Annotated in this window: 23 protein-coding genes and 1 pseudogene; 6 read left to right on the forward strand and 18 right to left on the reverse strand. The window is 74.2% G+C overall.

Annotation, left to right across the window (positions count from 1 at the left end; translation table 11 throughout):
• Positions 1-21: 21 nt before the first annotated feature.
• Entirely contained in the window at positions 22-1,731 is a 1,710-nt protein-coding gene (locus ACEQ2X_RS11655; RefSeq protein ID WP_370325984.1) for an MFS transporter, read from the forward strand.
• 21 nt (positions 1,732-1,752) lie between these two features.
• Here ACEQ2X_RS11655 and ACEQ2X_RS11660 read toward each other — a convergent pair whose 3' ends face one another.
• From ACEQ2X_RS11660 to ACEQ2X_RS11700, 9 genes are all read right to left on the reverse strand, one after another.
• Positions 1,753-2,748, reverse strand: a complete 996-nt coding sequence (locus ACEQ2X_RS11660; protein ID WP_370325985.1) for a TrkA family potassium uptake protein — start codon at positions 2,746-2,748, stop codon at positions 1,753-1,755.
• 27 nt (positions 2,749-2,775) lie between these two features.
• Positions 2,776-3,438, reverse strand: coding sequence for a class II aldolase/adducin family protein (locus tag ACEQ2X_RS11665; RefSeq protein WP_370325986.1), 663 nt, complete (start codon positions 3,436-3,438; stop codon positions 2,776-2,778).
• Entirely contained in the window at positions 3,435-4,469 is a 1,035-nt protein-coding gene (mtnA, locus tag ACEQ2X_RS11670) for an S-methyl-5-thioribose-1-phosphate isomerase (RefSeq protein WP_370325987.1), read from the reverse strand. The genes ACEQ2X_RS11665 and mtnA overlap by 4 nt, the downstream gene beginning before the upstream one ends.
• Positions 4,470-4,487: 18 nt before the next feature.
• Positions 4,488-4,832 carry an ArsR/SmtB family transcription factor gene (locus ACEQ2X_RS11675; RefSeq protein WP_370325988.1) on the reverse strand — a complete coding sequence of 115 codons (345 nt, stop codon included), beginning with the start codon at positions 4,830-4,832 and terminating at the stop codon, positions 4,488-4,490.
• A complete protein-coding gene (locus ACEQ2X_RS11680; RefSeq protein ID WP_370325989.1) occupies positions 4,833-5,474 on the reverse strand; it encodes an SRPBCC family protein in 642 nt (213 codons plus the stop codon).
• 142 nt (positions 5,475-5,616) lie between these two features.
• The gene (locus ACEQ2X_RS11685) at positions 5,617-5,802 is read right to left on the reverse strand and encodes a hypothetical protein (protein ID WP_370325990.1); all 186 of its coding nucleotides are present in this window, start codon (positions 5,800-5,802) and stop codon (positions 5,617-5,619) included.
• Between the two features lie 115 nt (positions 5,803-5,917).
• Positions 5,918-6,103 (reverse strand): hypothetical protein, encoded by a 186-nt coding sequence (locus ACEQ2X_RS11690; protein WP_370325991.1) that lies wholly within the window; start codon positions 6,101-6,103, stop codon positions 5,918-5,920.
• Between the two features lie 98 nt (positions 6,104-6,201).
• Complete coding sequence (locus ACEQ2X_RS11695; protein WP_370325992.1) at positions 6,202-6,951, reverse strand: polyphosphate kinase 2 family protein; 750 nt, start codon at positions 6,949-6,951, stop codon at positions 6,202-6,204.
• Positions 6,952-7,033: 82 nt separating this feature from the next.
• Positions 7,034-7,960, reverse strand: a complete 927-nt coding sequence (locus tag ACEQ2X_RS11700; RefSeq protein WP_370325994.1) for a formate/nitrite transporter family protein — start codon at positions 7,958-7,960, stop codon at positions 7,034-7,036.
• Between the two features lie 129 nt (positions 7,961-8,089).
• On the opposite strand from ACEQ2X_RS11700, the gene ACEQ2X_RS11705 reads away from it, so the two are divergent.
• Positions 8,090-9,073: a YihY/virulence factor BrkB family protein gene (locus ACEQ2X_RS11705; RefSeq protein ID WP_370325995.1), complete on the forward strand. Its 984-nt coding sequence runs from the start codon at positions 8,090-8,092 to the stop codon at positions 9,071-9,073.
• Between the two features lie 6 nt (positions 9,074-9,079).
• Here ACEQ2X_RS11705 and ACEQ2X_RS11710 read toward each other — a convergent pair whose 3' ends face one another.
• Positions 9,080-9,385, reverse strand: coding sequence for a VOC family protein (locus tag ACEQ2X_RS11710; protein ID WP_370326060.1), 306 nt, complete (start codon positions 9,383-9,385; stop codon positions 9,080-9,082).
• A gap of 329 nt (positions 9,386-9,714) precedes the next feature.
• Here ACEQ2X_RS11710 and thpR point away from each other — a divergent pair, with 329 nt between their 5' ends.
• Positions 9,715-10,272: an RNA 2',3'-cyclic phosphodiesterase gene (gene thpR / locus ACEQ2X_RS11715; protein ID WP_370325996.1), complete on the forward strand. Its 558-nt coding sequence runs from the start codon at positions 9,715-9,717 to the stop codon at positions 10,270-10,272.
• Positions 10,273-10,292: 20 nt separating this feature from the next.
• On the opposite strand, the pseudogene ACEQ2X_RS11720 reads toward thpR, so the two are convergent.
• From ACEQ2X_RS11720 to ACEQ2X_RS11730, 3 genes and pseudogenes are all read right to left on the reverse strand, one after another.
• Positions 10,293-10,928: pseudogene (locus ACEQ2X_RS11720) on the reverse strand (SRPBCC domain-containing protein); the annotation flags it as partial.
• 89 nt (positions 10,929-11,017) lie between these two features.
• On the reverse strand, positions 11,018-11,608 hold the full coding sequence (locus ACEQ2X_RS11725; protein ID WP_370325997.1) for an ArsR/SmtB family transcription factor: 591 nt from the start codon (positions 11,606-11,608) through the stop codon (positions 11,018-11,020).
• A 10-nt stretch (positions 11,609-11,618) separates the two neighbouring features.
• Positions 11,619-12,026, reverse strand: coding sequence for a VOC family protein (locus ACEQ2X_RS11730; protein ID WP_370325998.1), 408 nt, complete (start codon positions 12,024-12,026; stop codon positions 11,619-11,621).
• A gap of 107 nt (positions 12,027-12,133) precedes the next feature.
• Between ACEQ2X_RS11730 and ACEQ2X_RS11735 the strand changes: the two genes are divergently transcribed.
• Together ACEQ2X_RS11735 and ACEQ2X_RS11740 are read left to right on the forward strand one after the other, a co-directional pair.
• Positions 12,134-12,922 carry an SDR family NAD(P)-dependent oxidoreductase gene (locus ACEQ2X_RS11735; protein ID WP_370325999.1) on the forward strand — a complete coding sequence of 263 codons (789 nt, stop codon included), beginning with the start codon at positions 12,134-12,136 and terminating at the stop codon, positions 12,920-12,922.
• Between the two features lie 74 nt (positions 12,923-12,996).
• Positions 12,997-13,548: an NADPH-dependent FMN reductase gene (locus ACEQ2X_RS11740; protein ID WP_370326000.1), complete on the forward strand. Its 552-nt coding sequence runs from the start codon at positions 12,997-12,999 to the stop codon at positions 13,546-13,548.
• A gap of 27 nt (positions 13,549-13,575) precedes the next feature.
• Here the strand turns inward: ACEQ2X_RS11740 and ACEQ2X_RS11745 are convergent, their stop codons facing one another.
• The 3 genes from ACEQ2X_RS11745 to ACEQ2X_RS11755 form a co-directional block, all read right to left on the reverse strand.
• Positions 13,576-16,065, reverse strand: coding sequence for a cell wall-binding repeat-containing protein (locus ACEQ2X_RS11745; RefSeq protein WP_370326001.1), 2,490 nt, complete (start codon positions 16,063-16,065; stop codon positions 13,576-13,578).
• Between the two features lie 113 nt (positions 16,066-16,178).
• Positions 16,179-16,769 (reverse strand): anti-sigma factor, encoded by a 591-nt coding sequence (locus ACEQ2X_RS11750; protein WP_370326002.1) that lies wholly within the window; start codon positions 16,767-16,769, stop codon positions 16,179-16,181.
• Positions 16,770-16,800: 31 nt separating this feature from the next.
• The gene (locus tag ACEQ2X_RS11755; protein WP_370326003.1) at positions 16,801-17,385 is read right to left on the reverse strand and encodes an RNA polymerase sigma factor; all 585 of its coding nucleotides are present in this window, start codon (positions 17,383-17,385) and stop codon (positions 16,801-16,803) included.
• A 94-nt stretch (positions 17,386-17,479) separates the two neighbouring features.
• Here ACEQ2X_RS11755 and ACEQ2X_RS11760 point away from each other — a divergent pair, with 94 nt between their 5' ends.
• A complete protein-coding gene (locus ACEQ2X_RS11760) occupies positions 17,480-17,992 on the forward strand; it encodes a hypothetical protein (RefSeq protein WP_370326004.1) in 513 nt (170 codons plus the stop codon).
• A gap of 9 nt (positions 17,993-18,001) precedes the next feature.
• Here ACEQ2X_RS11760 and ACEQ2X_RS11765 read toward each other — a convergent pair whose 3' ends face one another.
• Positions 18,002-18,652 carry a hypothetical protein gene (locus ACEQ2X_RS11765; protein WP_370326005.1) on the reverse strand — a complete coding sequence of 217 codons (651 nt, stop codon included), beginning with the start codon at positions 18,650-18,652 and terminating at the stop codon, positions 18,002-18,004.
• Positions 18,649-19,641 carry a DUF2157 domain-containing protein gene (locus ACEQ2X_RS11770; protein WP_370326006.1) on the reverse strand — a complete coding sequence of 331 codons (993 nt, stop codon included), beginning with the start codon at positions 19,639-19,641 and terminating at the stop codon, positions 18,649-18,651. The genes ACEQ2X_RS11765 and ACEQ2X_RS11770 overlap by 4 nt, the downstream gene beginning before the upstream one ends.
• Positions 19,642-19,690: the final 49 nt, after the last annotated feature.

The raw sequence follows: 19,690 nt of genomic DNA on the forward strand, positions 1-19,690 counted from the left end.
CCGACCGGCTACCGTCTCGGGGTGGCCGGGCACAGGGGTGAGCAGACGGGCGGTCCCGCGATGGGGACCACGGCCCGGCCCGCGCCCGTCCCCACCTTCGCCCCGCTCGGGGAGGCGGCCTACCGGACGGTCTGGAGCGCGTCGGTCGTCAGCAACCTCGGCACGTTCCTGCAGCTGACCGCCGGGCCGTGGCTGATGAACGAGCTCACCGGCTCCCCGTTCATGGTCAGCCTCGTGACGTCCGCCCTGACCCTGCCGCGACTGCTGCTGACGATCCCGGCCGGGGCCCTCGCTGACGCCTTCGACCGCCGCAACCTGATGATCACCGGCAGCGCGGTCAGCGGCCTGTCGACCGCCGCGATGGCCGTCCTGGCCTGGACCGACGCGATCACGCCCGCCCTGCTGCTGTCCCTGACCTTCGGCCTCGGCGTGGGCAGCGCGATCACCCTCCCGGCCCAGCAGACCCTGGTCCCCGACCTGGTCCCCGCCCCGCTCCGGGCGCAGGCCATCACGCTGAACTCCGCCGCCTTCAACGTCGCCCGCGCGGTCGGGCCCTCCCTCGGCGGGCTGCTGGTCGGTGCGGGGTTGACCGCGACGTCGTTCGGCCTGAACGCCGCCACGTTCACCCTCGTCATCGGCGTGCTGCTCAGCTTCCCGCGACAGCCGGCCGAGGACGATTCGCGCGGTCACCTCTGGCGGGCCGCGGCCCTCGGGATGCGCTACGTGCGCTTCACCCAGCCGATCCGGGTGCTGATCGCCGTCACCGGCGCGTTCGTGCTGACCGCGAGCAGCGTGCAGACGCTCCTGCCGACCGTCGTCTCGGACGACCTCGCGCTCGGCGCGACCGGGTTCGGCCTGCTGTACGGGGTGTTCGGGCTGGGGGCGCTCGCCGGCGTCGTGGGTCGGGAGCGCGCCCGGTTGCGGCTGGGACGACACATGCTGCCGGGGGCGGTCACCGCGTTCGGCATCGGCGGGGTCGTCTTCGGGCTGGCGCCCGGCCCGCTCGTCGCCGGCGTCGGCCTCGCCCTCAGCGGGGTGGCCTGGACCTGGACGCTGATCACCCTGAACGCCTCGATCCAGACACTGGCGCCGCGGTGGATCAGGGGCCGGGTCGTCAGCCTGTACCTGCTGGCCGTGGGGCTCCAGCCCATCGGCGCCTTCACGGCGGGCGCCATCGCCGAGGGCATCGGCTCGGGGCGTTCGGTCGCCGTCCTGTGCGCCGGCACCGCCGTGCTCGGGGTTGTCGCGTTCCGCCTCGACCTGCCGGTCCTCGGCGACATCGCCGAGCCGGCGCCGCCCGAGGACTTCGCCATCCCGCGCCACGCCGAGCAGGTCGCCGGCACCCCGGTCCTGGTCGCCACGACCATCGAGGTCGACCCCGACGACATCGAGGACCTCCTCGCCGACATGCGCGAGCTCCGCCGCATGCGCTTCCGCACCGGCGCGCACCGCTGGTCGCTGTACCGCGACGCCGACCGGCCGCACCGGATCACCGAGTTCTTCACCGTCGCGGACTGGGAGGAGCACCTCGCCCAGCACGCCCGCATCGACGTGGCCGCCGCGGCGGTGCTCGCCAAGGTCCGCAGCTACGACCGCGCCGGTGGCCCGGTCACCCGCCACCTGGCGGGCCTCGACATCCTGAACCCCGTGTCGAAGCCCATCGCCGAGCAGCTGCTCACCGTCCACTCCGAGCTGCACGCCACGGACGGGTCGATGCCGCTCGAGGGCTGAGCCCGCCGGCGGGTGCTGGCCCTACGCCTCCGGATCGGCCATGCGGACGCGCACCACCCGGTCGCCCGGCCGCACCTCGACCTCGCCGCCGGTGAGGGGCACGACCTCACCGTCCCGGACGACGCCGAGGGTCACGCCGGCACCCGTGGCGTCCGGGTCGTGGATCTCCTCGACCATCTCGATGCCCTCCCCGGCGCTGATCAGGTCCTCGATCAGGGCGACGTGGCTCGGGTGGGTGATCGCCGTCCCGAGCAACCGACCCGTGGCCTCGTCCGCGGTCACCACGCTGTCCGCGCCCGACCGGGTCAGCAGGCGCGTGTTCTCGTCCTCCTTCGCCGACGCCGAGATCGTGACGTCGGGGTTGAGGTCCCGGATGGTCAGGACGGTGAGGACCGCCGAGTCGTCGGCGTCGAGCGACACCACCACCCCGCGGGCGCGGTCCACGCCGGCGTCGAGCAGGACCTCGGACCGGGTGGCGTCACCGGTCACGACGGCGTACCCGCACGCCTGGGCCGCCCTGACCGCGTGATCGGCGACCTCGACCACGACGATCGCGTCGCGCTCGTGGCCCTGGCCGACCAGCGCCTCGGCCGCGGCACGGCCCTTGGTGCCGAACCCGCAGATGATGAAGTGCTCGTTCACGCGTTCCCTCCACCGACGTCTCCGCACGCCCTCGCGCCACCGGTCGGTGAGCACCTCGACGGTCGTGCCCACCAGCAGGATGAGGAACGTCACGCGGATGGGTGTCACGACCAGCGCGGTGACGAGCCGCGCGGTGCTCGAGACAGGAGCGATGTCGCCGTACCCCGTCGTCGTCACCGCCACCGTCGCGTAGTACAGGGCGTCGATGGCGCCCACGTCCCCGTCCGACACGTCGCTGTAGCCGTCGGGGTCGATGAGGACCAGCGCCGTGACGACGGCCACGAGCACGAGGGCGGCCAGGACCCGGCGGGTCAGGACCCGCGCGGGGGTCGCCTGCCGGCCCGGGAGGCGCACGCGGCTCTCTGGCGTTGACATCGCGGGGGCAGGGTACGTCGCGGCCGGTCAGCGCGAGTGGACCGGCTGGCCGTACGCGGCGAAGCGCGTCGCGACCCGTGCGATCTCCTCGTCGTCCAGCGCGACCGGGTCGCCGAGCGCGCGGGCCCGGCGGTGCACGCCGCAGAACCACTCGACGTCGAGGGCGAGGGCGAGCGCCGCGTCGAGGCCGCCGGCCACGGCGACCGCGCCGTGGTTGGCCATGAGGCACGCCGTCCGGTCCCCGCCGAGCGCCGCCGCGACGTTCCCGGCCAGCTCAGCCGACCCGTAGGTGGCGTAGTCCGCGCACGCGAGACCGCCCCGGCCGCCGAAGCGCGCGGCGACGTAGTGGACGGCGGGGACGGCCGCGCGCAGCGTCGCTGCTGCAGTGGCCTCGGGGGAGTGGGTGTGGACGATCGCCCCCACCTCCGGCCGGGCGGCCATCAGCGCGGCGTGGAGCCGCCACTCGCTGGTGGGGGTGCGGTCCCCCTCGACGACCTCGCCGTCGGCGTCGAGCAGCACCATGTCGGCCTCGGCCATCACCGCAGGGGGGATGCCGGAGGGCGTCACCAGCACGTGCGGCCCCACGCGGACGCTCAGGTTGCCGGATGCGTTCACGTTCAGGCCGGCGTCGTCCAGGCGGCGCGCGGCGTCGAGCAGCGCGGCCCGGTGGACGGGCAGGTCCGCGGTCACGCGGGCTCCGGCGTCGCCTGCATCGCGGCGGGCAGCTCGTCGGCGGTCAGCGCGCCCCGGTCGGTGAGGTAGGAGTCGACCAGGCGCGCCGGGGTGACGTCGAACCCCCAGTTGCGCGCGGGTGACCCCTCCGGGGCGACGCGGGTCCCGCCGAACGTCAGCACCTCGTCCGGGTCGCGCTCCTCGATCGGGATCGCGTCGCCGTCGGGGCAGGCCGCGTCGTAGGTCGAGGTCGGCGCGGCGCCGTGGAACCCGATGCCGCAGTCGCGCGCCGCGAGGGCCTTCAGGTACGTCCCGACCTTGTTGGCCACGTCCCCGTTGGCGGCGACGCGGTCCGCCCCGACCACGACGAGGTCGACCGCCCCGGTCCGCAGGAGGTGCCCCGCCGCGTTGTCGACCACGACGGTGTGGGGGACGCCGCGGTGGCCGAGCTCCCAGGCGGTCAGCGACGCGCCCTGGTTCCGCGGTCGGGTCTCGGACACCCACACGTGGACGGGGATGCCGGCCTGGTGGGCCAGGTACACCGGCGCGGTCGCGGTGCCCCACTCGACGCAGGCCAGCCAGCCGGCGTTGCAGTGGGTCATGACCTGCACCGGACGTCCGGTCCGCTGGTGGTGTGCCTCGATGAGGTCGAGGCCCGCCTCGCCGATCGACCGGCAGGCCCTGACGTCGTCGTCGGCCATCTGCTCGGCCAGGCGGCGGGCGGCTGCGCCGCGGGCGTCGACGGGAAGGTCGGCGACCTCCGCCCTGACGCGGTCGAGCGCCCAGCGGAGGTTCACCGCCGTCGGGCGGGTGGCTACCAGGCGGTCGGCGGACGCCGCCACCGCGTCGGGGTCCGCCGCCAGGGCCAGGGCCATGCCGTGGGCCGCGGCCACGCCGATCAGCGGCGCGCCGCGGACCTGCATGTCGGCGATGCCGGTGGCGGCGTCCTCGAGGGTGCGCCACCGGACGGTCGTGGCCTGGTGCGGGAGGCGGGTCTGGTCGATGACGACGACGTCGTCACCGTCCCACCAGATGGGTCGCTCGAACATGCGTCGAGGGTATGTGGCCTAGCCGGGGTCCGATCCCCCCTCGCGGGCACGATGGCCGCGGGCGACCTCGGTCGCGAGGGCATCGAGGCGCTGGGACCAGAAGGCGCGGAAGCCCCCGAGCCAGGCGTCGACCTCGCGGAGTGGGGAGGGGTCGAGCGCGTAGAGCCGGCGGGAGCCGTCGGCCCTGACGCGGGCGAAGCCGTTCTCGCGCAGCACCTTGAGGTGCTGGGACACCGCTGGTTGGGAGATCCCGAACTCGGCGGTGACCACGTCGGCGACGGCGCCGGACGGGTGCTCGCCGTCCGCCAGCACCTCGAGGATGCGGCGCCGGACGGGGTCCGCGAGGACCTCGAACGCGCCCATTCAGCCGTCGACTGCGGGCTGCCCGGTGTAGAACGCCTGGCAGTTCGCCGCCGATCGGGCCGCCTCGGCGGGGTCCTCCCCGTCGTCGATCGCGGCGTCGCGCCACGCGTCGGCGAAGGCGGCGATCGTGCCTCGTCCCTCCTCGGTGGTGTGCCAGGTCTCGATCACGTCCGGGTCGATGGCCTCGCCGGTCGTGACGTGGTTGGCGAGACCCATGAACGCGAGGTCCCAGCCGATCCCCGTGGCGCCGGGGCCGTACTCCGCCCACATGTCCTCGGGGACGTGGGCGACGTGCTCGAGGTCCAGGCGGGCGCCGTCCCCGTCGGGCGACAGCCGGACGTCCACCCAGCTGGGGACGCCGCCGATCTCCCAGGTGACCGCCAGGTGCCTCGGCGCGTCGCAGGTCCGGATCTCCCCGCCGGCGTTGCCCTCGAGCTGGTAGCGGCCGCCCGGGCGGAGCTCGCCGGAGATCGGCATGAACCAGCGCGGCAGCCGGTCCGGGTTGGTCAGGCAGTCCCAGAGGTCCTCGACGGACGTGTCGTACGTGCGGCTCGCGCGCAGCACCTTGGCCGGCGAGCCGTCGACGTCGCGGGTGCTCAGGCTGCGGTCGCTCGGACCGAGCAGCGGGGTCAGGTCCAGCACGGTGGTCTCCTCATGGGTCGTTGGGTGCGAACCACGAACATATTAGGAACCACTTATATAAGTCAACAGCGAAACCTGACAGGACGACTCCGGACATGGCGACGCCCCGCCGGTGGGGCGGGGCGTCGAACTGGGGGTGGGACTACTCGGTGGGGGCGACCGCCGGGTCGGTGGCGGTGATGTCGCCGGCAGGTGCCTCCTCGGCCGCGGGGGCCTCTTCCTCGACGGCGCCTGCGGGATCGGTCGTGTCAGCACCGTCGTCGCTGCAGGCGACGCCGCCAAGGGCGAGCAGCGCAGCGAGGGCCACGGCTGAGATACGGGAACGCATGAGAAGTCCTCCTTGGACTAGTCGTCTGTGATGAGAACCTTGTCCGCATCCCGCGCACCTCACGCTCGGCCCTCCGGACAGGTGAACCCCCGGACAGGAGGGCCCTGTCCGGTGCCTACCCCTCGTCCTCGACCTCGGCCTCGACGTCGTCGGCACCCTCCTCGACCGCGTCACCGGCGTCCTCGACGCCCTCCTCGATCTCCTGGGTGCCCTCCTCGAGCTCCGCGTCGTCGCCGTCGCAGGCGACCGCGCCGAGGGAGAGCAGGAGCACGAGCAGGGCCGCGGGCAGTCGTGTGCGCATGAACATGTCAGGTTCCTCCGTGGTGGGCGTCGCCGGCATCGCCGCCGGCGGTCCTGGCTCTTCCCCACGGGCCGGAGGCGGCAACCGGACCGACGCGATCAGGCGGGCAGCTCGAGGCCGAGGCGGGTGAGCCCCGCCTCGATCTCGGCGATGACGGTGTCGATCACCGCCACCCGGGCGTAGCGCTTGGACTCGGCGGCGATCAGGTGCCACGGGGCGACGCTCGAGGTGCGCGCGACCATGTCCTCGACCGCCTGGACGTAGTCACGGCGCTTGTCCCGGTTGCGCCAGTCCTCCTCGGTCAGCTTCCAGCGCTTCAGCGGATCGCCGGCCCGGCGTTCGAACCGGGCCGCCTGCTCTTGGGCGGAGGTGTGCAGCCAGATCTTGACGAGGATCATGCCGTCCTCGACCAGGGTCTTCTCGAAGGCCTCGATCTCACCGTAGGCGCGCTCCCACTCGGCGACCGATGCGAACCCCTCGACCCGCTCCACCAGCACCCGGCCGTACCAGGACCGGTCGAACACGGCCATGCCGCCCCAGCCGGGGAGGTGCGGCCAGAAGCGCCACAGGAAGTGGTGGCGCTTCTCGTCCGGCGTGGGTGCGGCGAACTGCACCACGCGGACGTGGCGGGGGTCGATCGGGTGGACGAGGCGCTTGATGCAGCCGCCCTTGCCGGAGGCGTCCCACCCCTCCATCACGACCGTGACGGGGGGCCCGACGTCGTGGCCCAGCTGCCCGCCCAGCCGCAGGCGGAGGAGGGCCAGGCGACTCCACGCCCGGTCGAGCTCGGTGTCCTGCTCCGCGCGCGACAGGCGCAGGTCGAGGTCGACCTCGTCGAGACGGCCCATCGCTGCTCCTGTTCCTCGCGGGGTGGGCCGCCCCATTCAACCCCCGGGCGGGGACGCGGGCCACGCCCGGGTCACCGCCGGGTCACGGACGGATGCGGCGTCGCCCCCCGGAGTTGGTGCGCAGCGTGAGCGGCGTCCGCTGGCGACGCCGGATGTGGGCGCCCCCGACCTGCACGAGCCGCAGCACGGTGACGAGCCCCAGCCCGCCGATCATGTTGCCGAGCACCGAGTAGGACGAGAGCTGGAACCAGTCCATGTAGCCGTACTCGGTGCCGCCCACCTGGAGCGCGGCGAACATCTTGATCGAGATCACGATGACGTGGTTCATGTGCGCCGTCGCGAGCAGGAAGCCGAACGCGATCACGGCCAGCAGCGCGCCGAACTCCGTCTCCGCGTTGCGCTGCATCCACGTCATCAGCGTGATCGCGGCACCGGCGAGGACGGCGAGCACGAAGGACTCGAGGGTCAGCGCGCGACCCATGATGTCCTCCCCGCGCGTGACGGCGGTCTCGTGCAGCGCCGGGTAGGCGAGCACGATCAGGGCCGCGATCAGCCACCCGCCGACGAGGTTCATGGCGTACGTCACGCCCCACAGCCGACCGAGCTGGCGCAGGCTCGCCTTCCGCGTGATCACCGTGGTGACCGGGACGAGGAAGTTCTCGGTGAACAGCTCGCCGCGGCCGAGCGCGAGCGCGAGGAAGCCGAGGGTGAACGCCAGCCCGCCGAGGACGACGGATCCGGTCTCGTGCTCGACGAACAGCAGGGCGAGGACGCCGAGGCCCACGTCGAGGCCGGCCATCGTCCCGGTCGCGAGCAGCCCCGGGAGCGAGCGGTTCAGCCGGTCGGCACCCTCCTCGACCGTCCGGTCGAAGCTGTCGAAGATCTCCTCGTCCGAGCGGACCTGCAGGCGCTCGCCGCGTTCGGGCACGTCGCTGCGGTGCTCGACCGCGTCCGGCTCGGCGTCCTGCGTCGCGCCGACAGCCCCCGCGTCCTCGTCGGTGGTGGTCATCCAGTCGTCTCCCTCACACGTCACGGCAGCGGGCTGCGACCGCTGCTCCCGTCGACAGTTGTTCCCACGCCCACACCTCGTCGATCCTGGACGGCTGGCCCCCGGGAGCGGCCGCTACGGTTGCGGCGGATGCTCGCGCCCCTGGACCGCCTGGTGGACCGCCTGCCACCCCGTGGGCGGGCGGGTGTGGACCTGGCCGTGGCGACGGTGCGGGACTCGGCGGAGGACCGGGTCGTCGGGCTGGCCGCGGAGGTGGCCTTCTGGGTGCTGCTCAGCCTCCCACCCCTGCTCCTGACGGTGGTGTCGGCGGCCGGGGTCATCGGGCGGGCGGTCGGTGAGGACGTCCGCACCCAGCTGGTGGGGCGGATCGAGGAGCTGGCCGGCCAGGTCTTCACCGCGGCCACCGTCGAGCGGGCGGTCACCCCGACCCTGGACGCGGTCGTCGACGACGGCGCCACGTCGGTGCTGTCGTTCTCCTTCCTGGTGGCGGTGTTCACGGCCAGCCGCGTCCTGCGCGTGCTCATCCACGCGATCACGATCGCCTACGACCTCGAGGAGGCCCGCCCCTCGTGGATGGCACGGGTGCTCGGCCTCGTGTTCACGATCGTCGGGCTGGTGCTGGGCGTGGTGCTGATCCCCGTGGTGGTCGCCGGTCCGCGCCTGGGGACGATCATCGAGGAGCGCCTCGGCATCGACATGGCGCTCGGCACGGTGTGGCGGCTGGCCTACTGGCCGCTCTCGCTGCTGGTCATCACCCTCCTCATCGCCACCCTGTACCACTACGCGACGCCGTGGCGGACCCCGTTCCGGCGAGAGCTGCCGGGCGCGGCGCTGGCGACGACCCTCGGGCTCGCGGCCAGCGTCCTCCTGCGCGTCTACACCGCGCAGGCGTTCAGCGCGGACACCGTCTACGCCCCCCTGGCCGCGCCGCTCGCCATCCTGCTGTGGGTGTTCCTCATCGCCCTCGCGCTGCTGCTGGGTGCCGAGCTGAACGCCGAGATCGAGAAGGCGGATCCCGTCGGCGAACCCCCGGACGAGCCGCCGCCCACCCTCGGCGACCTCAGCCGCCGTGCCGTGGCGGGCATCCGAGGGCTGACCCCCGGGGGCTCCTAGCGGTGCTCACAGCGGACGGGCGAGGGAGAGCTCGTGGCCGTCGGGGTCCGTGACGTGGGTGTACCGCTCGCCCCACTCGGCGTCCCGCGGGGGGAAGTCCGGGGTGATCCCCGCGTCGAGAGCCCGGCGGTGCATCGCGTCCACGTCGTCGACGTACCAGATCGACCGACCCCAGCCTGTGCCGGGGTTCGTGTCGACGAGCTGGAGGTTGAGGTAGGCCCCGCCGACGGTGAAGGACGTGAAGGCCGCGTCCGGCCCGCCGTAGCGGATCTCGAACCCGAGCGCTGAGTAGAACGCCACGGACCGCCCCATGTCCGTCACGGCCAGGGTGACGGCGCTGAGCGAGCTCGGGTGGGCCACGTCGGTGAGCCTAGCGCCGCCCCCCACGGATCGACTCCGTGGCGTGTCGTGGGGCGGCGCGGGTGGTGGGACCCAATCCACGGATCGACTCCGCGGCGGGTCGTGGGGGAGCGACCGCTGCACATCTGTGGACGTCGTCGCAGCTCAGGACGCTTACGTGCGACGGACCGGAGTCGATGTGTGCGTTCGTGGAGTCGATCCGTGGGAGGAGCGGGGCGCGGCCGGAGTCGATTCGTGGGGATGTGGAGTCGATCCGTGCCACCCCGTGCGAGGGTGGGGCCATGCGGCTGTTCTGGGCGATCGGGGTGCCGGAGCGGGTGCGGGTGGACGTGGAGGTCGCGGTCGCCCCGCTGCGCGAGCGGTGGCCCGACCTCCGCTGGACCGACCCGGCCACCTGGCACCTGACCCTCGCGTTCCTGGGGGAGGTGGACGACGGCCTGGTCGACTCCGTCGTCGGGAGCGTCCGGGACGCGGTCGCCGGGTCCGCGCCGGTCGAGGTCCGCCTCCAGGCCGCAGCCGGGACACCCGGGGGGCGTGCGGGGATCGTCTGGCTGCCGGTGGCGCACACCCCGGCGCTGGACGACCTCGCGGGGACGGTGCGGGCCGCCTGCCGTCCCCTCGCCCCCGCTGACGAGTCACGGCCCTTCAGGGGCCACCTCACCCTCGCCCGCATCCCGCGCTCGGTGCCTGGGACCGGCCCGCTCACCCGGGCCGTCGCCACCGCCTACGCCGGCCCCGACGTCGCGTGGACCGCGGACAGCGTCACCCTCACGGCGAGCAGGACCCGCCCGGGGGGAGCGGCGCACCAGGATGTCGCCGAGGTGCACCTCACCCCCTGATCGACCCCTGATCGGGGTGGTCAGCTACCCGCCGCGCGGTCGAGGATCGCCTCGCGCCACGCCTGCTCCTCCGCGGAGTCCGGTCCGTGCGTGGCCGCCTGCAGGTACAGGACCAGACCGTCACCCGCTCCCTCGAGGTCGCAGAGCAGGGTCCGGGCCGGCGACGTGAGCAGCAGCCCGTCCGGCGCCTCCGCGAACGCGACCACGGCGGGCCCCCACCCCTCCACCTCGACGTCCGCGCCCACGGCGGGTGCGTCGAGGCCGAGGCGGGCGAGCACCGAGTCCCACGTCGCCTGACGTCCCGCGGGGGCGGGGACGTAGCGCGGCAGGGCCTGTCGGGCGGGTGCGACCGCCGCGCAGGCGGCGTGGCCGAGGGCGGCCAGGAACAGCCGCCAGCCGCGGGCGAGGTCCCCGTACCAGCCGTCCCACCCCGAACCGTCGTCCGGTAGGGACTGGATGAGGCGGACGTGGGTGACGCCGTCGTCGTGGCTGACGAGCCACTCCTCCACCCCGATCGGCTCGCCGTCGTGGACGTAGCGGATCCGCAGCCGCCGGAGGGGCTCGACCTCCTCGACCACGCCGTCGATGCGGTCCTCCCCTCCCCAGCTCACCGTCGTGCGCCCGCCGGGTCTGAGGTCGACCTCCGCCTCGGGTGCGAACCAGGCGGCGCCCCTCGCCCGTGGTGAGCAGCGCCCACACCGCGTCGAGGCCGGCGGGGATCGCCGTCTCGAACGTCATCTCGACCTCATCGGCCATCGATCGCTCCTGCGGGGGTCGTCGGGGGTGCGGGCAGGGCGACGGTCGTCACGGTGAACCGCATGGCACCGTCGACGTCCGGCCGGTCGTGGCGTGCGAGCAGGTCGGCGAGGTCGCTGGCGAGAGCCCGCAGGGCCGCCGGGTCGGCGATCCGGACCTCCCCGTCGACGGTCAGCGACGCGGCCCGCTGCCCTCGTGCCACGGCAGCTCGCGAGATCGCGGCCGCGCGGCGCACCACGTCGATCCCCGCCGCGATGGCTGCCGCCAGGCTGCGGCGGTCGCCCGCGTCGGTGCCGGGGGCCAGCACGACGGGGTCCACGAGCACGACGTCGTGGCGCCGGGCGACGATCCGCTCGGTCACCCCGCGGCGCGGGCGACGCTCGACCTCGGTGACCAGCCCCAGGTCCTCGAGGGCCCGCAGGTGGTAGTTCACCTTCTGCCGCGGCAGGCCCAGCGCGCGGGCCAGGCCGACCGCCGAGTCGGGCTCGTCGAGGTGCGCCAGCAGGCGGCGCCGCAGCGGGTGCAGCGCGCCGAGGACCAGGTCGGGGTCGTCGAGGACCGCGGTGGAGGGATCGCCCACGTGGACGGGCCTAGAGGAACTGGTCGATGAGGATCGGGTTGCCGTCGGGGTCGACCAGCGTGATGTGGGCCGGGCCGGTGCTGTCGGGGTCGGCGGTCTCGGTCAGCTCGATGCCCTGCTCGCGCAGGTGCGCCTGGATCTCGCGCACGTCCGTGAAGGACTCGAGCTGGCCGACGGATGGGGACAGGCCCGGGTTGAAGGTCAGGATGTTGCGGTCGAACATCCCGCTGAAGAGCCCGATGACCGCGTGGCCGTTGCGGAGGATCAGGTAGTTGTCATCCAGGCCGCCGCCCGTCACGACGAAGCCCAGGGCGGCGTAGAAGTCGCGGGAGACCTCGAGGTCGGCGACGGTCAGGGAGATGGAGAACGCCCCGAGGTCGAGGGTGCCGGGGGACTCGGGGTCGTCGCGGAACTCCATGTCTCGCTCCTCTGCTCGTGGGTGCCGGGCGCAGGATCTCATTGGACAACTCAAGTTGTCAATAGGTCTTCGGCTGGGTCGCGGGCGGTCGACTACGGTGACCCGCCATGACGACCGAACCCTTCGACCCCGCCGGCAAGGTGGCCGTGGTGACCGGCGCCTCGAGCGGCATCGGGCGGGCCACCGCCCGTCGCCTGGCCGACGCCGGCATGACCGTGGTGGCCGTCGCCCGCCGCGGTGAGCGCCTCGAGCGGTTGGCGGCCGAGCATCCGCGCATCGAGGCCCACGTCGCGGACGTGACGGACATGGCGTCGGTGGACCAGCTCGCGACTGCGGTCCGACGGGAGCACGGCGCCTGCCACGTGCTGGTCAACAACGCCGGGGTCGGTGGCGGCGCGTTCGAGGGGCGCGAAGATCTGGACGACGCCCTCCGGACCCTGGACGTGAACCTGCTGGGCACCGTGCGGTGCCTCGCCGCGTTCACCGACCTGCTCGCCGAGAGCGCCCCGGCCCGGGTCATCAACGTCGGCTCGGTGGCTGGCAAGGTCGGCATCGGTCCGGCCGCGTACGCCGCCAGCAAGTTCGGGACGGTGGGGTTGAGCGAGGCGCTCTCGCTGTCCTGGCGCCGCCGTGACGTGACCGTCTGCCAGCTGAACCCCGGGTACATCGAAACCGAGGGCTTCCCGCAGACCCAGGTCAAGCGCGGTCCGCTCCGCCCGCTCGTCGGCAAGCCCGAGGACGTGGCCGAGGCGATCGAGGAGGCCATCCGCAGCGGCGCCACCGAACGGACCGTCCCGCGCTTCTACCGCGGCTTCGTGGTGCTGCGGCACATGGCCACCCCGGCGTACCGGGCCATCGCGGGACGCATGGCCCGCGCCGGCGGCAGCCGGGACTGACCGACCCGGCATCGACTGGGGACCCCCTGGGTAGTGTGGATCCAAACCATCCGCCGCGCCTCGAGGTGACCCCCGTGTCCGTCCGACTCGTCGGCCTGTCCGGCAGCCTGCGCCAGACGTCGGTGAACACCGCCCTGCTGCGCACCGCGGCCGACCGCGCCCCCTCCGGGGTCGAGCTGCGGATCGAGCCGCTGGACGACCTGCCCTTCTACAACGCCGACCTCGAGTCGACGGGCCTGCCCGCGCCGGTCGCGCGCCTGCACGCGGCGGTCGCCAACGCCGACGGCCTCCTCCTGGCGTTCCCGGAGTACAACTGGTCGGTCCCAGCGGTGATGAAGAACGCCCTCGACTGGCTGTCGCGCGGCGGCGTGGACTCGCCCCTCCACCGCCTGCCGGTGGGGATGATGTCGGCGGCGGGCGGCTCCGGCGGCCGGCGGGCTCAAGCCCACATGGTCGACGTGCTCGGCCACAACGAGGCCGACGTCGTCGGACCGGCGGTCCGCATCGCGCGAGGCGGCCAGCACGTCGTCGACGGGCGCCTCGGCGAGGGCCCGTGGACCGCGGAGGTGGACGCGCTGCTCGCGGCGCTCGCCGACCGTGCCCGGGTGGTCGCCGACGCCGCCTGAGCGCGCGCGGGCCGACGCGCGCGCCGGTCAGGTCCCGGGCGCGGACGCCTCACCGAGGATCACGCAGCGGGGGAGGATCGCGTCGGCCTGGGTGAACCCGGCGGCGGCCGCGGTCCGCTGGGCGATCCCGACGGCCGTGGCCTGGTCCACCCAGCGGCCCTGGAACGCGCCGGCGTCCGCCGGCTCGGCCGTCGCGTCGAAGCGGAAGATGTCGAGACCGCGGGCGATGTCGTTGCCGTAGCCGTAGAACGACCCGTCCTCGTCGAAGCGGTCGGTCTTGAACGACCACGTGTCGGAGTCCTCGAAGTAGGCGTACCCGAGCGTCTCGATCGGCTGCGACACCGGTGAGGTGGCGGCGTCCGCCAAGCCGGAGATGTCGAGCACCCAGACCCCCGCGTTGTACCAGGCGATCGTGATGATCTGCTGCTCGGGGTAGATGCGGAACACGTGGGAGGTGCAGGTGATCGCCTCGCCCTGCCCCGACCCGGTGCCGGCCGGCCGGAACTCCGGGATGAAGTACGTGCCGACCTTGTTGAGGGCCGGGTTCAGCTCGTTGTCGCCGGTGACGTCGTAGACGTGCATGCCACCGCCCGGGCAGAACCCGTTGCCGGCCGCGCCGGCCAGCTCGTCCTCGACGATCAGCAGCTCGCGCTGCTCGCCCGCCGAGTTGGTCACGGTGACCGGATCGGCCTGGTGCTCGACGTTGATGGCGGGGTCGACGAAGCTCGAGACCTCGACCGGGGCCGCCGGGTCCGTGGTGTCGAAGATCACCGTCTGGGACAGCGCAGCCGAGTACATCCGCGTGCCGTTGGCGTTGAAGGTGATGTCGTGGGAGGACGTCCCGAGGCCCGGGCGGACCGGCAGGTCGACGGTGCCGACGCGGGTGATGTCGTCGAGGTCGCGCAGGTCGTAGATCTGGATCTGCGGCGTCACGTCGGTGATCAGCGCCGAGTCGGAGTTGTAGAACCACTCGCCGGACGGGTGGACGGTGCCGTTGTGGGAGCCCTCGGGAACGGCGATGAACCCGCCGTAGGTGGGCCGGAGCGGGTCGGTGATGTCGGCGATGTAGGTGCCGTACGCCGGGGACAGGTCGTCCGGTTCCCCATCGCCGTCGTCGTCGGCGAAGGCGATGTCCCCCGCGGCGACCGCGTCGGCGACGCAGTCGGACCGCCACACGATCGAGGTGGTGTCCTCGGACGTGTAGGTCGCGTAGGTCCGTCCGTCGCGGGTGAAGATCTGGACGTCGCCCTGGAGGACCCCGCAGTCGTAGGTGCTGACGACGGCGGCGTCCTCGGGGTCGGCGATGTCCACGATCTGCAGGCCGTTCATGTAGGTGCCCGCGATCGCGTACGGGCTCGGCTCGGCCTGGGCCGCGGCGAGGTCGGCGAGCGCGTCGCCGGCCACGGCGCTGATGGCGTCCACCCCGCCGCTGATGGTGACGCGGTGGGGTGCGGCGTCGGCGATGGCGTCGCGCGTCTCGGGCGAACCCGCCAGGTCGTCGCCGTCGACCAGGTACAGCACCCCACCGGCGGCACCGACCGCCGCGCCGGATACCAACCCGTCGGGGAACACCTCGCCGGTCGCGACGAACACGGTGCGCCCGTCGGCGCCGCGGCGGATCGACTCGGCGGTGAGGGCGGCTGAGGTGGCGTAGACGGTCGGGCCGCCGATGCGGGTGACCGTGCCCGTGCGCTCGTCGACCTGCTCGGCGACGTCCGGTGTGACATCGGACTCGCTGCCCGCCAGGACCACGTCGACGTCGTCGGCCAGCAGCGCCGCGGTCTCCTCGGGCAGCCGGTCGGCGGTGACCAGCAGCAGGGGGATGCGGTGCACGGCCCCGAGCGCGGACGCGCCCAGCGCCGCCTGCCACCCCTCATCGGGGTCGCTGCGCTGCCCCTCGGCGAGCAGCACCTCACCGTCGACGCCGACCTCCTCGGTGATCAGCGCCGCGGTGGCGAAGCGGTTCGGCCCGCCGATGCGGCGGACGTCGAGGCCCGCGTCGGCCAGGGCGTCGGCCACGTCCGCGGACAGCGCGTCGACCCCGCCCATGAGGATCGCGGTCGACGCACCGAGCCGCTCGACCTCCGCCAGGGTCTCCGGGGACAGGACGTCGGCGGTCGACAGCAGCACCGGCGCGCCCAGCGAGGTGGCCAGCGGTGCTGCGGCCAGGGCGTCGGCGAACACCCCGCCCGTGGCGATCACGACCGCGTCGGCGCTGTCGAACGACGCCCGGGACACCTCCACCGCGGTCTGGACACGGCCGCGACCGGCCAGCCGCTCGACGCTGACCTCGCCGCCGGCGACCAGGTCGGCGAACTCGATGTCGGTGCCGTGCGGCAGGGCTTCGACGTCGGGGTACGCGAGCTCGTAGGCCAGCGTGTCGACGTAGCGCATGTTCTCGGACGCGAACAGCTCAGCTGCCTCCCCCTCCCCCTCCTCGTCCTGGGCGACGGCCGGCGCGGGGGCCAACGACCCCGCGAGCAGGAGGGTGGACAGGATCAGGACCCGGTTCCGCATGGCGATGGCCTCTCCAGCGCCTCCCGCCGGGGGACGGGCGACCCGACTGCCAGGTCGACCGCTGGCGCGCAGGGCCAGCATCGCAGACCGCGTGGTGGAGGGGGAGGGGGAGATCAGCCGTCGCCGTCGGTGACGATCCCCGCGAGCACCACCGGCCCGTCCGGCTCGAGGGTGACCCGGACCTCCTGCCCCTCGGCGGGAGCGACGCCGGACCACAGGACGACCCGGCCGTCGCCCCCGCGCATGTGGAAGGACCCGGCGCTGACCGGGGGGCCGTCGTCGCGGAGGATGGCCATCTCGTACCACCGCGACTCCGGCGCGGGTGCGAGGCCGGTGACGTCGAGCTCGAGGCGCGCGCCGTTGGCCAGCTCCTGCACCGCGACGTCGGCGCGGCCGGCCCCCTCGTCGACGGCCCGCAGCGCGACCTGGGCGGCGGCGGGCGGGACCGGCGTGGGTCCCTCCAGGCGGATGGCGCCGAGCCCGACGGCCACGGCCCGGACGACCACGGCGGCGACCAGCCCGAGCCCGACCCCCGCGGGGGTGGGCCGCCACGGCCCCGGCCGGACCTCCGGCGGGGTCTGCGCCGCCGCGGCCTCGGCAGCGATCGCGGCGACGACCGCGTCCTCCACGCCCGCGGGCGCGTCGACCCACACGTCGGGGTCGGCGAGGCGCGACGTGAGCCCAGGGGGATCCGGCCGGCTCATCGGCAGGTCCTCATGGGTGTCGCGTGCGTGCTCATGGTGCACCCCCACCGTGCGGTACGGCGTCGTCGGCTGATCGGTTCGCGTCGTCCCCACCGACCTGCAGGTGCGCGAGCGCCGCGGCCAGCCGGCGGTGGCCGCGGTGGGACCGCGACTTGACGGTGCCCACGGGGATCCCGAGGTGCGCCGCGACCTCGGCGTGGGTCATGCCGAGGAGGTGGGACAGCCGCAGCACCTCCCGCTCGTCCGGCGGCAGGTCGTCGAGGGCGCGCCGCACCTCGTGGGCCTCCCAGGTCCGCTCGAAGGAGGGCGGGTCGACGGGGACGTCGACCTCCGGTGCGTGGCCGCCGATCGTGGGCCGGCGCTCGTGGCGCACCGCGTCGATGGCGGCTCGTCGGGCGATCGCGTGGAGCCACGGGGCGAGGTCGCGGTCGGCGTCGACGGTGTGGGCGGCACGCCACGCCTTCAGGAAGGTCTGCTGCACCACGTCGGCGCACAGCGCCGCATCGCCCCCCACGATCGACCGCACCACGGTGGTGACCGCGCCCGCGTGGCGCTGGTAGACGCCGCGGACGGCATCCGGGTCGCCCTCGCGGAACCGGCGGATCAGGTCGTCCACCGTCGCAGTGTGGCAGACCGCGGCCCGGCCGGGAACCGCGCGGCCGGGTCGGCGCGTACAGGCGGGTGACCGGACCCGACCCGGAGGGAACACGATGACCGCACACCGCACGACCGCCCTGCGCCGCCGGCTCGCCGCTGCGGCGGCGCTCGCCCTGCTGCTGACCGCCTGCGGCGGCGGGGACGACGACGCGGCCGACGGGGCTGGGGCCCCTGCTGCGGACATGACCGAGGCGCCAGCTGCGGCCGCGGGTGGCGACGCCGTCGTGACGACCGCCGAGACCGACCTCGGCGAGGTGCTCGTCGACGCCGACGGGCTGACCCTGTACGGGTTCACCGACGACTCCGGGGGCACCTCGAGCTGCAGCGGCGACTGCGCGGCCACCTGGCCGCCGGTGATCGTGGAGGAGGGCTTCGCCGTCGGCGGGGGGCTGGACGAGGGGACGTTCGCCACCACCGAGCGGGAGGACGGGACCCTGCAGCTCGTCGCCGGCGACTGGCCGCTGTACCGCTACGCCGCGGACGCCGCGCCCGGCGACGTCAACGGCCAGGCCGTCGGCGGCGTCTGGTTCGTCGTCGACGCCGCCGGCGAGCTCGTCATGGAGTAGCGCGGCCGGTCAGCTGGCCGGAAGGGCGACCGCGTCGCCCACCTCGGTGGCCCAGATCCGCGGCTCGCCGCCGTCGGCCGGGACGACCAGCGCGCGGCTGAGGGAGTCCACGACCACGAGCCAGTCCCCGTCCGGGGTCCACCCGACCTGGTACAGCCCGTAATCGTCCGGGGCGTCGAGCTCGAGGACCCGGGCCGTCCCGCCCTCGGGGTCGGTCACCTCCACCCACACCACGCCGTCCCCCTCACCCGTCCTCGCCACCGCCCCGTCCCCGCGCTCGGGGTGCAGGCCGGCCGGGTCGTCGGGGTCGGCCTCCTCGGTGGCGAGCACCGCGCCGGTCGCCAGGTCGATCACGTCCACGACCGGGTCCGGGGTGCGGTAGGAGCGGACGCCGACGCGGCCGGCGGACAGGGCGAGCAGCTCACCCTCGAACGTCGCCCCGCACCCGAGCTCCCGGTCTTCCCCGTCGGCGTCCACGACGTGGAGGCAGGCCCCGTCGTCGTAGCGCACGTAGGCCAGCCGGGCGGTCGGTGCGGGGGAGGGGGACTCCGCGACCGTCGCCGGGGAGGGGTAGGGCCGCACGCCGAAGACCGCGACGATCCCCACGACGACGACCACGACCGCGACGGCCCCCGCCAACGTCCACCCCCGCCGGGTCACCGGTCCACCTCGGTGATCTCGCGGCGGAGGACGACCAGCCCGACGGCGGCGGCGACCAGCAGCAGACCGGCGAGGAGCAGGGCGAGGGGCGCGCCGATCGAGTCGGCGAAGAACTCGAACACGGCCTGGGGTGCGAAGACGAAGACCCCGGCGACGGCGAAGCTCAGCAGCACCGTGTCGGCGATGGCGGTCGCCACCCACAGGAGGGCCCCGGCGGACACGAGGGCGAGGACGAGCCCGACCGCGCCGGGCTCGCCGAACGCGGCGACCTGGCAGCCAACGCCGATGGCCAGCAGGCCCACCACCTGCGTGGTCCGGGGCGGCATCAGCCAGCCGCCGGCGCCGAGGAGGAGGAACGCGACGCCGACGGCCCACAGGAGCAGGCCTGTGTAGAGCTCGTCGACGGAGGCCTCGGGGTAGGCGAGGGCCGTCATCGCGACCCCGATGACGCCGGCCGCCAGCGCGACGACCTGCAGCGGTGCCGGGCGGCGGCGGTGCAGCGCTGCCGCCGCCACCGTCGTGCAGACCGCGACGACCAGGGCCGTCGCCCGGTCGGCCAGGTCGGCCTGCTCGGCGGCCAGCCCCGCGCTCGCGGCGACGCCGACGGCCGTCGCGAACCAGAGCACGCTGGTCAGGCGCCGGATGGTGCCGCTCTCCCGGTGCCGCAGCACCCACCCGGCTGCGAACACCGCGACGGTCAGCGTGAGCGCCAGCACCAGCCGACCCCACGGTGCGATCCGGTCCCACCACTCGCCGAGCACGAGGCCGGTGGCGACCACGGTCAGCGCGGCGCCCAGGTAGCCGATCGACTCGGCGAGCACGGACCGCCGGTCGTCGTCCCGGCCGGCCCGCCCCTCCCTCGCCCGGATCCGATCGGCCTGGTCGGCGCTGACCAGGCCCTCGCGCACCCAGACGTCGAGGCGCTCCTCGAGCACGATCCGCATCGTCACCTCACCGGTCGCTGCGCCCGCCGTGGGCGCGGTCGGCACCCAGCGTGCCACCACCGGTCCCGCCCGCGGGGGACGCCCCGGCGAGGCC

This window comes from Euzebya sp., from assembly GCF_964222135.1.
In the GTDB taxonomy this organism is placed as follows: Bacteria; Actinomycetota; Nitriliruptoria; order Euzebyales; family Euzebyaceae; genus Euzebya.

What these genes read in the sequence shown, in the direction of transcription:
- ACEQ2X_RS11660 (WP_370325985.1), bottom strand. Translation starts at nt 2,748, where the DNA reads ATGTCAACGCCAGAGAGCCGCGTGCGCCTCCCGGGCCGGCAGGCGACC.
- mtnA (WP_370325987.1), bottom strand. Translation starts at nt 4,469, where the DNA reads ATGTTCGAGCGACCCATCTGGTGGGACGGTGACGACGTCGTCGTCATC.
- ACEQ2X_RS11675 (WP_370325988.1), bottom strand. Translation starts at nt 4,832, where the DNA reads ATGGGCGCGTTCGAGGTCCTCGCGGACCCCGTCCGGCGCCGCATCCTC.
- ACEQ2X_RS11685 (WP_370325990.1), bottom strand. Translation starts at nt 5,802, where the DNA reads ATGCGTTCCCGTATCTCAGCCGTGGCCCTCGCTGCGCTGCTCGCCCTT.
- ACEQ2X_RS11690 (WP_370325991.1), bottom strand. Translation starts at nt 6,103, where the DNA reads ATGCGCACACGACTGCCCGCGGCCCTGCTCGTGCTCCTGCTCTCCCTC.
- ACEQ2X_RS11695 (WP_370325992.1), bottom strand. Translation starts at nt 6,951, where the DNA reads ATGGGCCGTCTCGACGAGGTCGACCTCGACCTGCGCCTGTCGCGCGCG.
- ACEQ2X_RS11700 (WP_370325994.1), bottom strand. Translation starts at nt 7,960, where the DNA reads ATGACCACCACCGACGAGGACGCGGGGGCTGTCGGCGCGACGCAGGAC.
- ACEQ2X_RS11705 (WP_370325995.1), top strand. Translation starts at nt 8,090, where the DNA reads ATGCTCGCGCCCCTGGACCGCCTGGTGGACCGCCTGCCACCCCGTGGG.
- ACEQ2X_RS11710 (WP_370326060.1), bottom strand. Translation starts at nt 9,385, where the DNA reads ATGGGGCGGTCCGTGGCGTTCTACTCAGCGCTCGGGTTCGAGATCCGC.
- thpR (WP_370325996.1), top strand. Translation starts at nt 9,715, where the DNA reads ATGCGGCTGTTCTGGGCGATCGGGGTGCCGGAGCGGGTGCGGGTGGAC.
- ACEQ2X_RS11730 (WP_370325998.1), bottom strand. Translation starts at nt 12,026, where the DNA reads ATGGAGTTCCGCGACGACCCCGAGTCCCCCGGCACCCTCGACCTCGGG.
- ACEQ2X_RS11735 (WP_370325999.1), top strand. Translation starts at nt 12,134, where the DNA reads ATGACGACCGAACCCTTCGACCCCGCCGGCAAGGTGGCCGTGGTGACC.
- ACEQ2X_RS11745 (WP_370326001.1), bottom strand. Translation starts at nt 16,065, where the DNA reads ATGCGGAACCGGGTCCTGATCCTGTCCACCCTCCTGCTCGCGGGGTCG.
- ACEQ2X_RS11750 (WP_370326002.1), bottom strand. Translation starts at nt 16,769, where the DNA reads ATGAGCCGGCCGGATCCCCCTGGGCTCACGTCGCGCCTCGCCGACCCC.
- ACEQ2X_RS11760 (WP_370326004.1), top strand. Translation starts at nt 17,480, where the DNA reads ATGACCGCACACCGCACGACCGCCCTGCGCCGCCGGCTCGCCGCTGCG.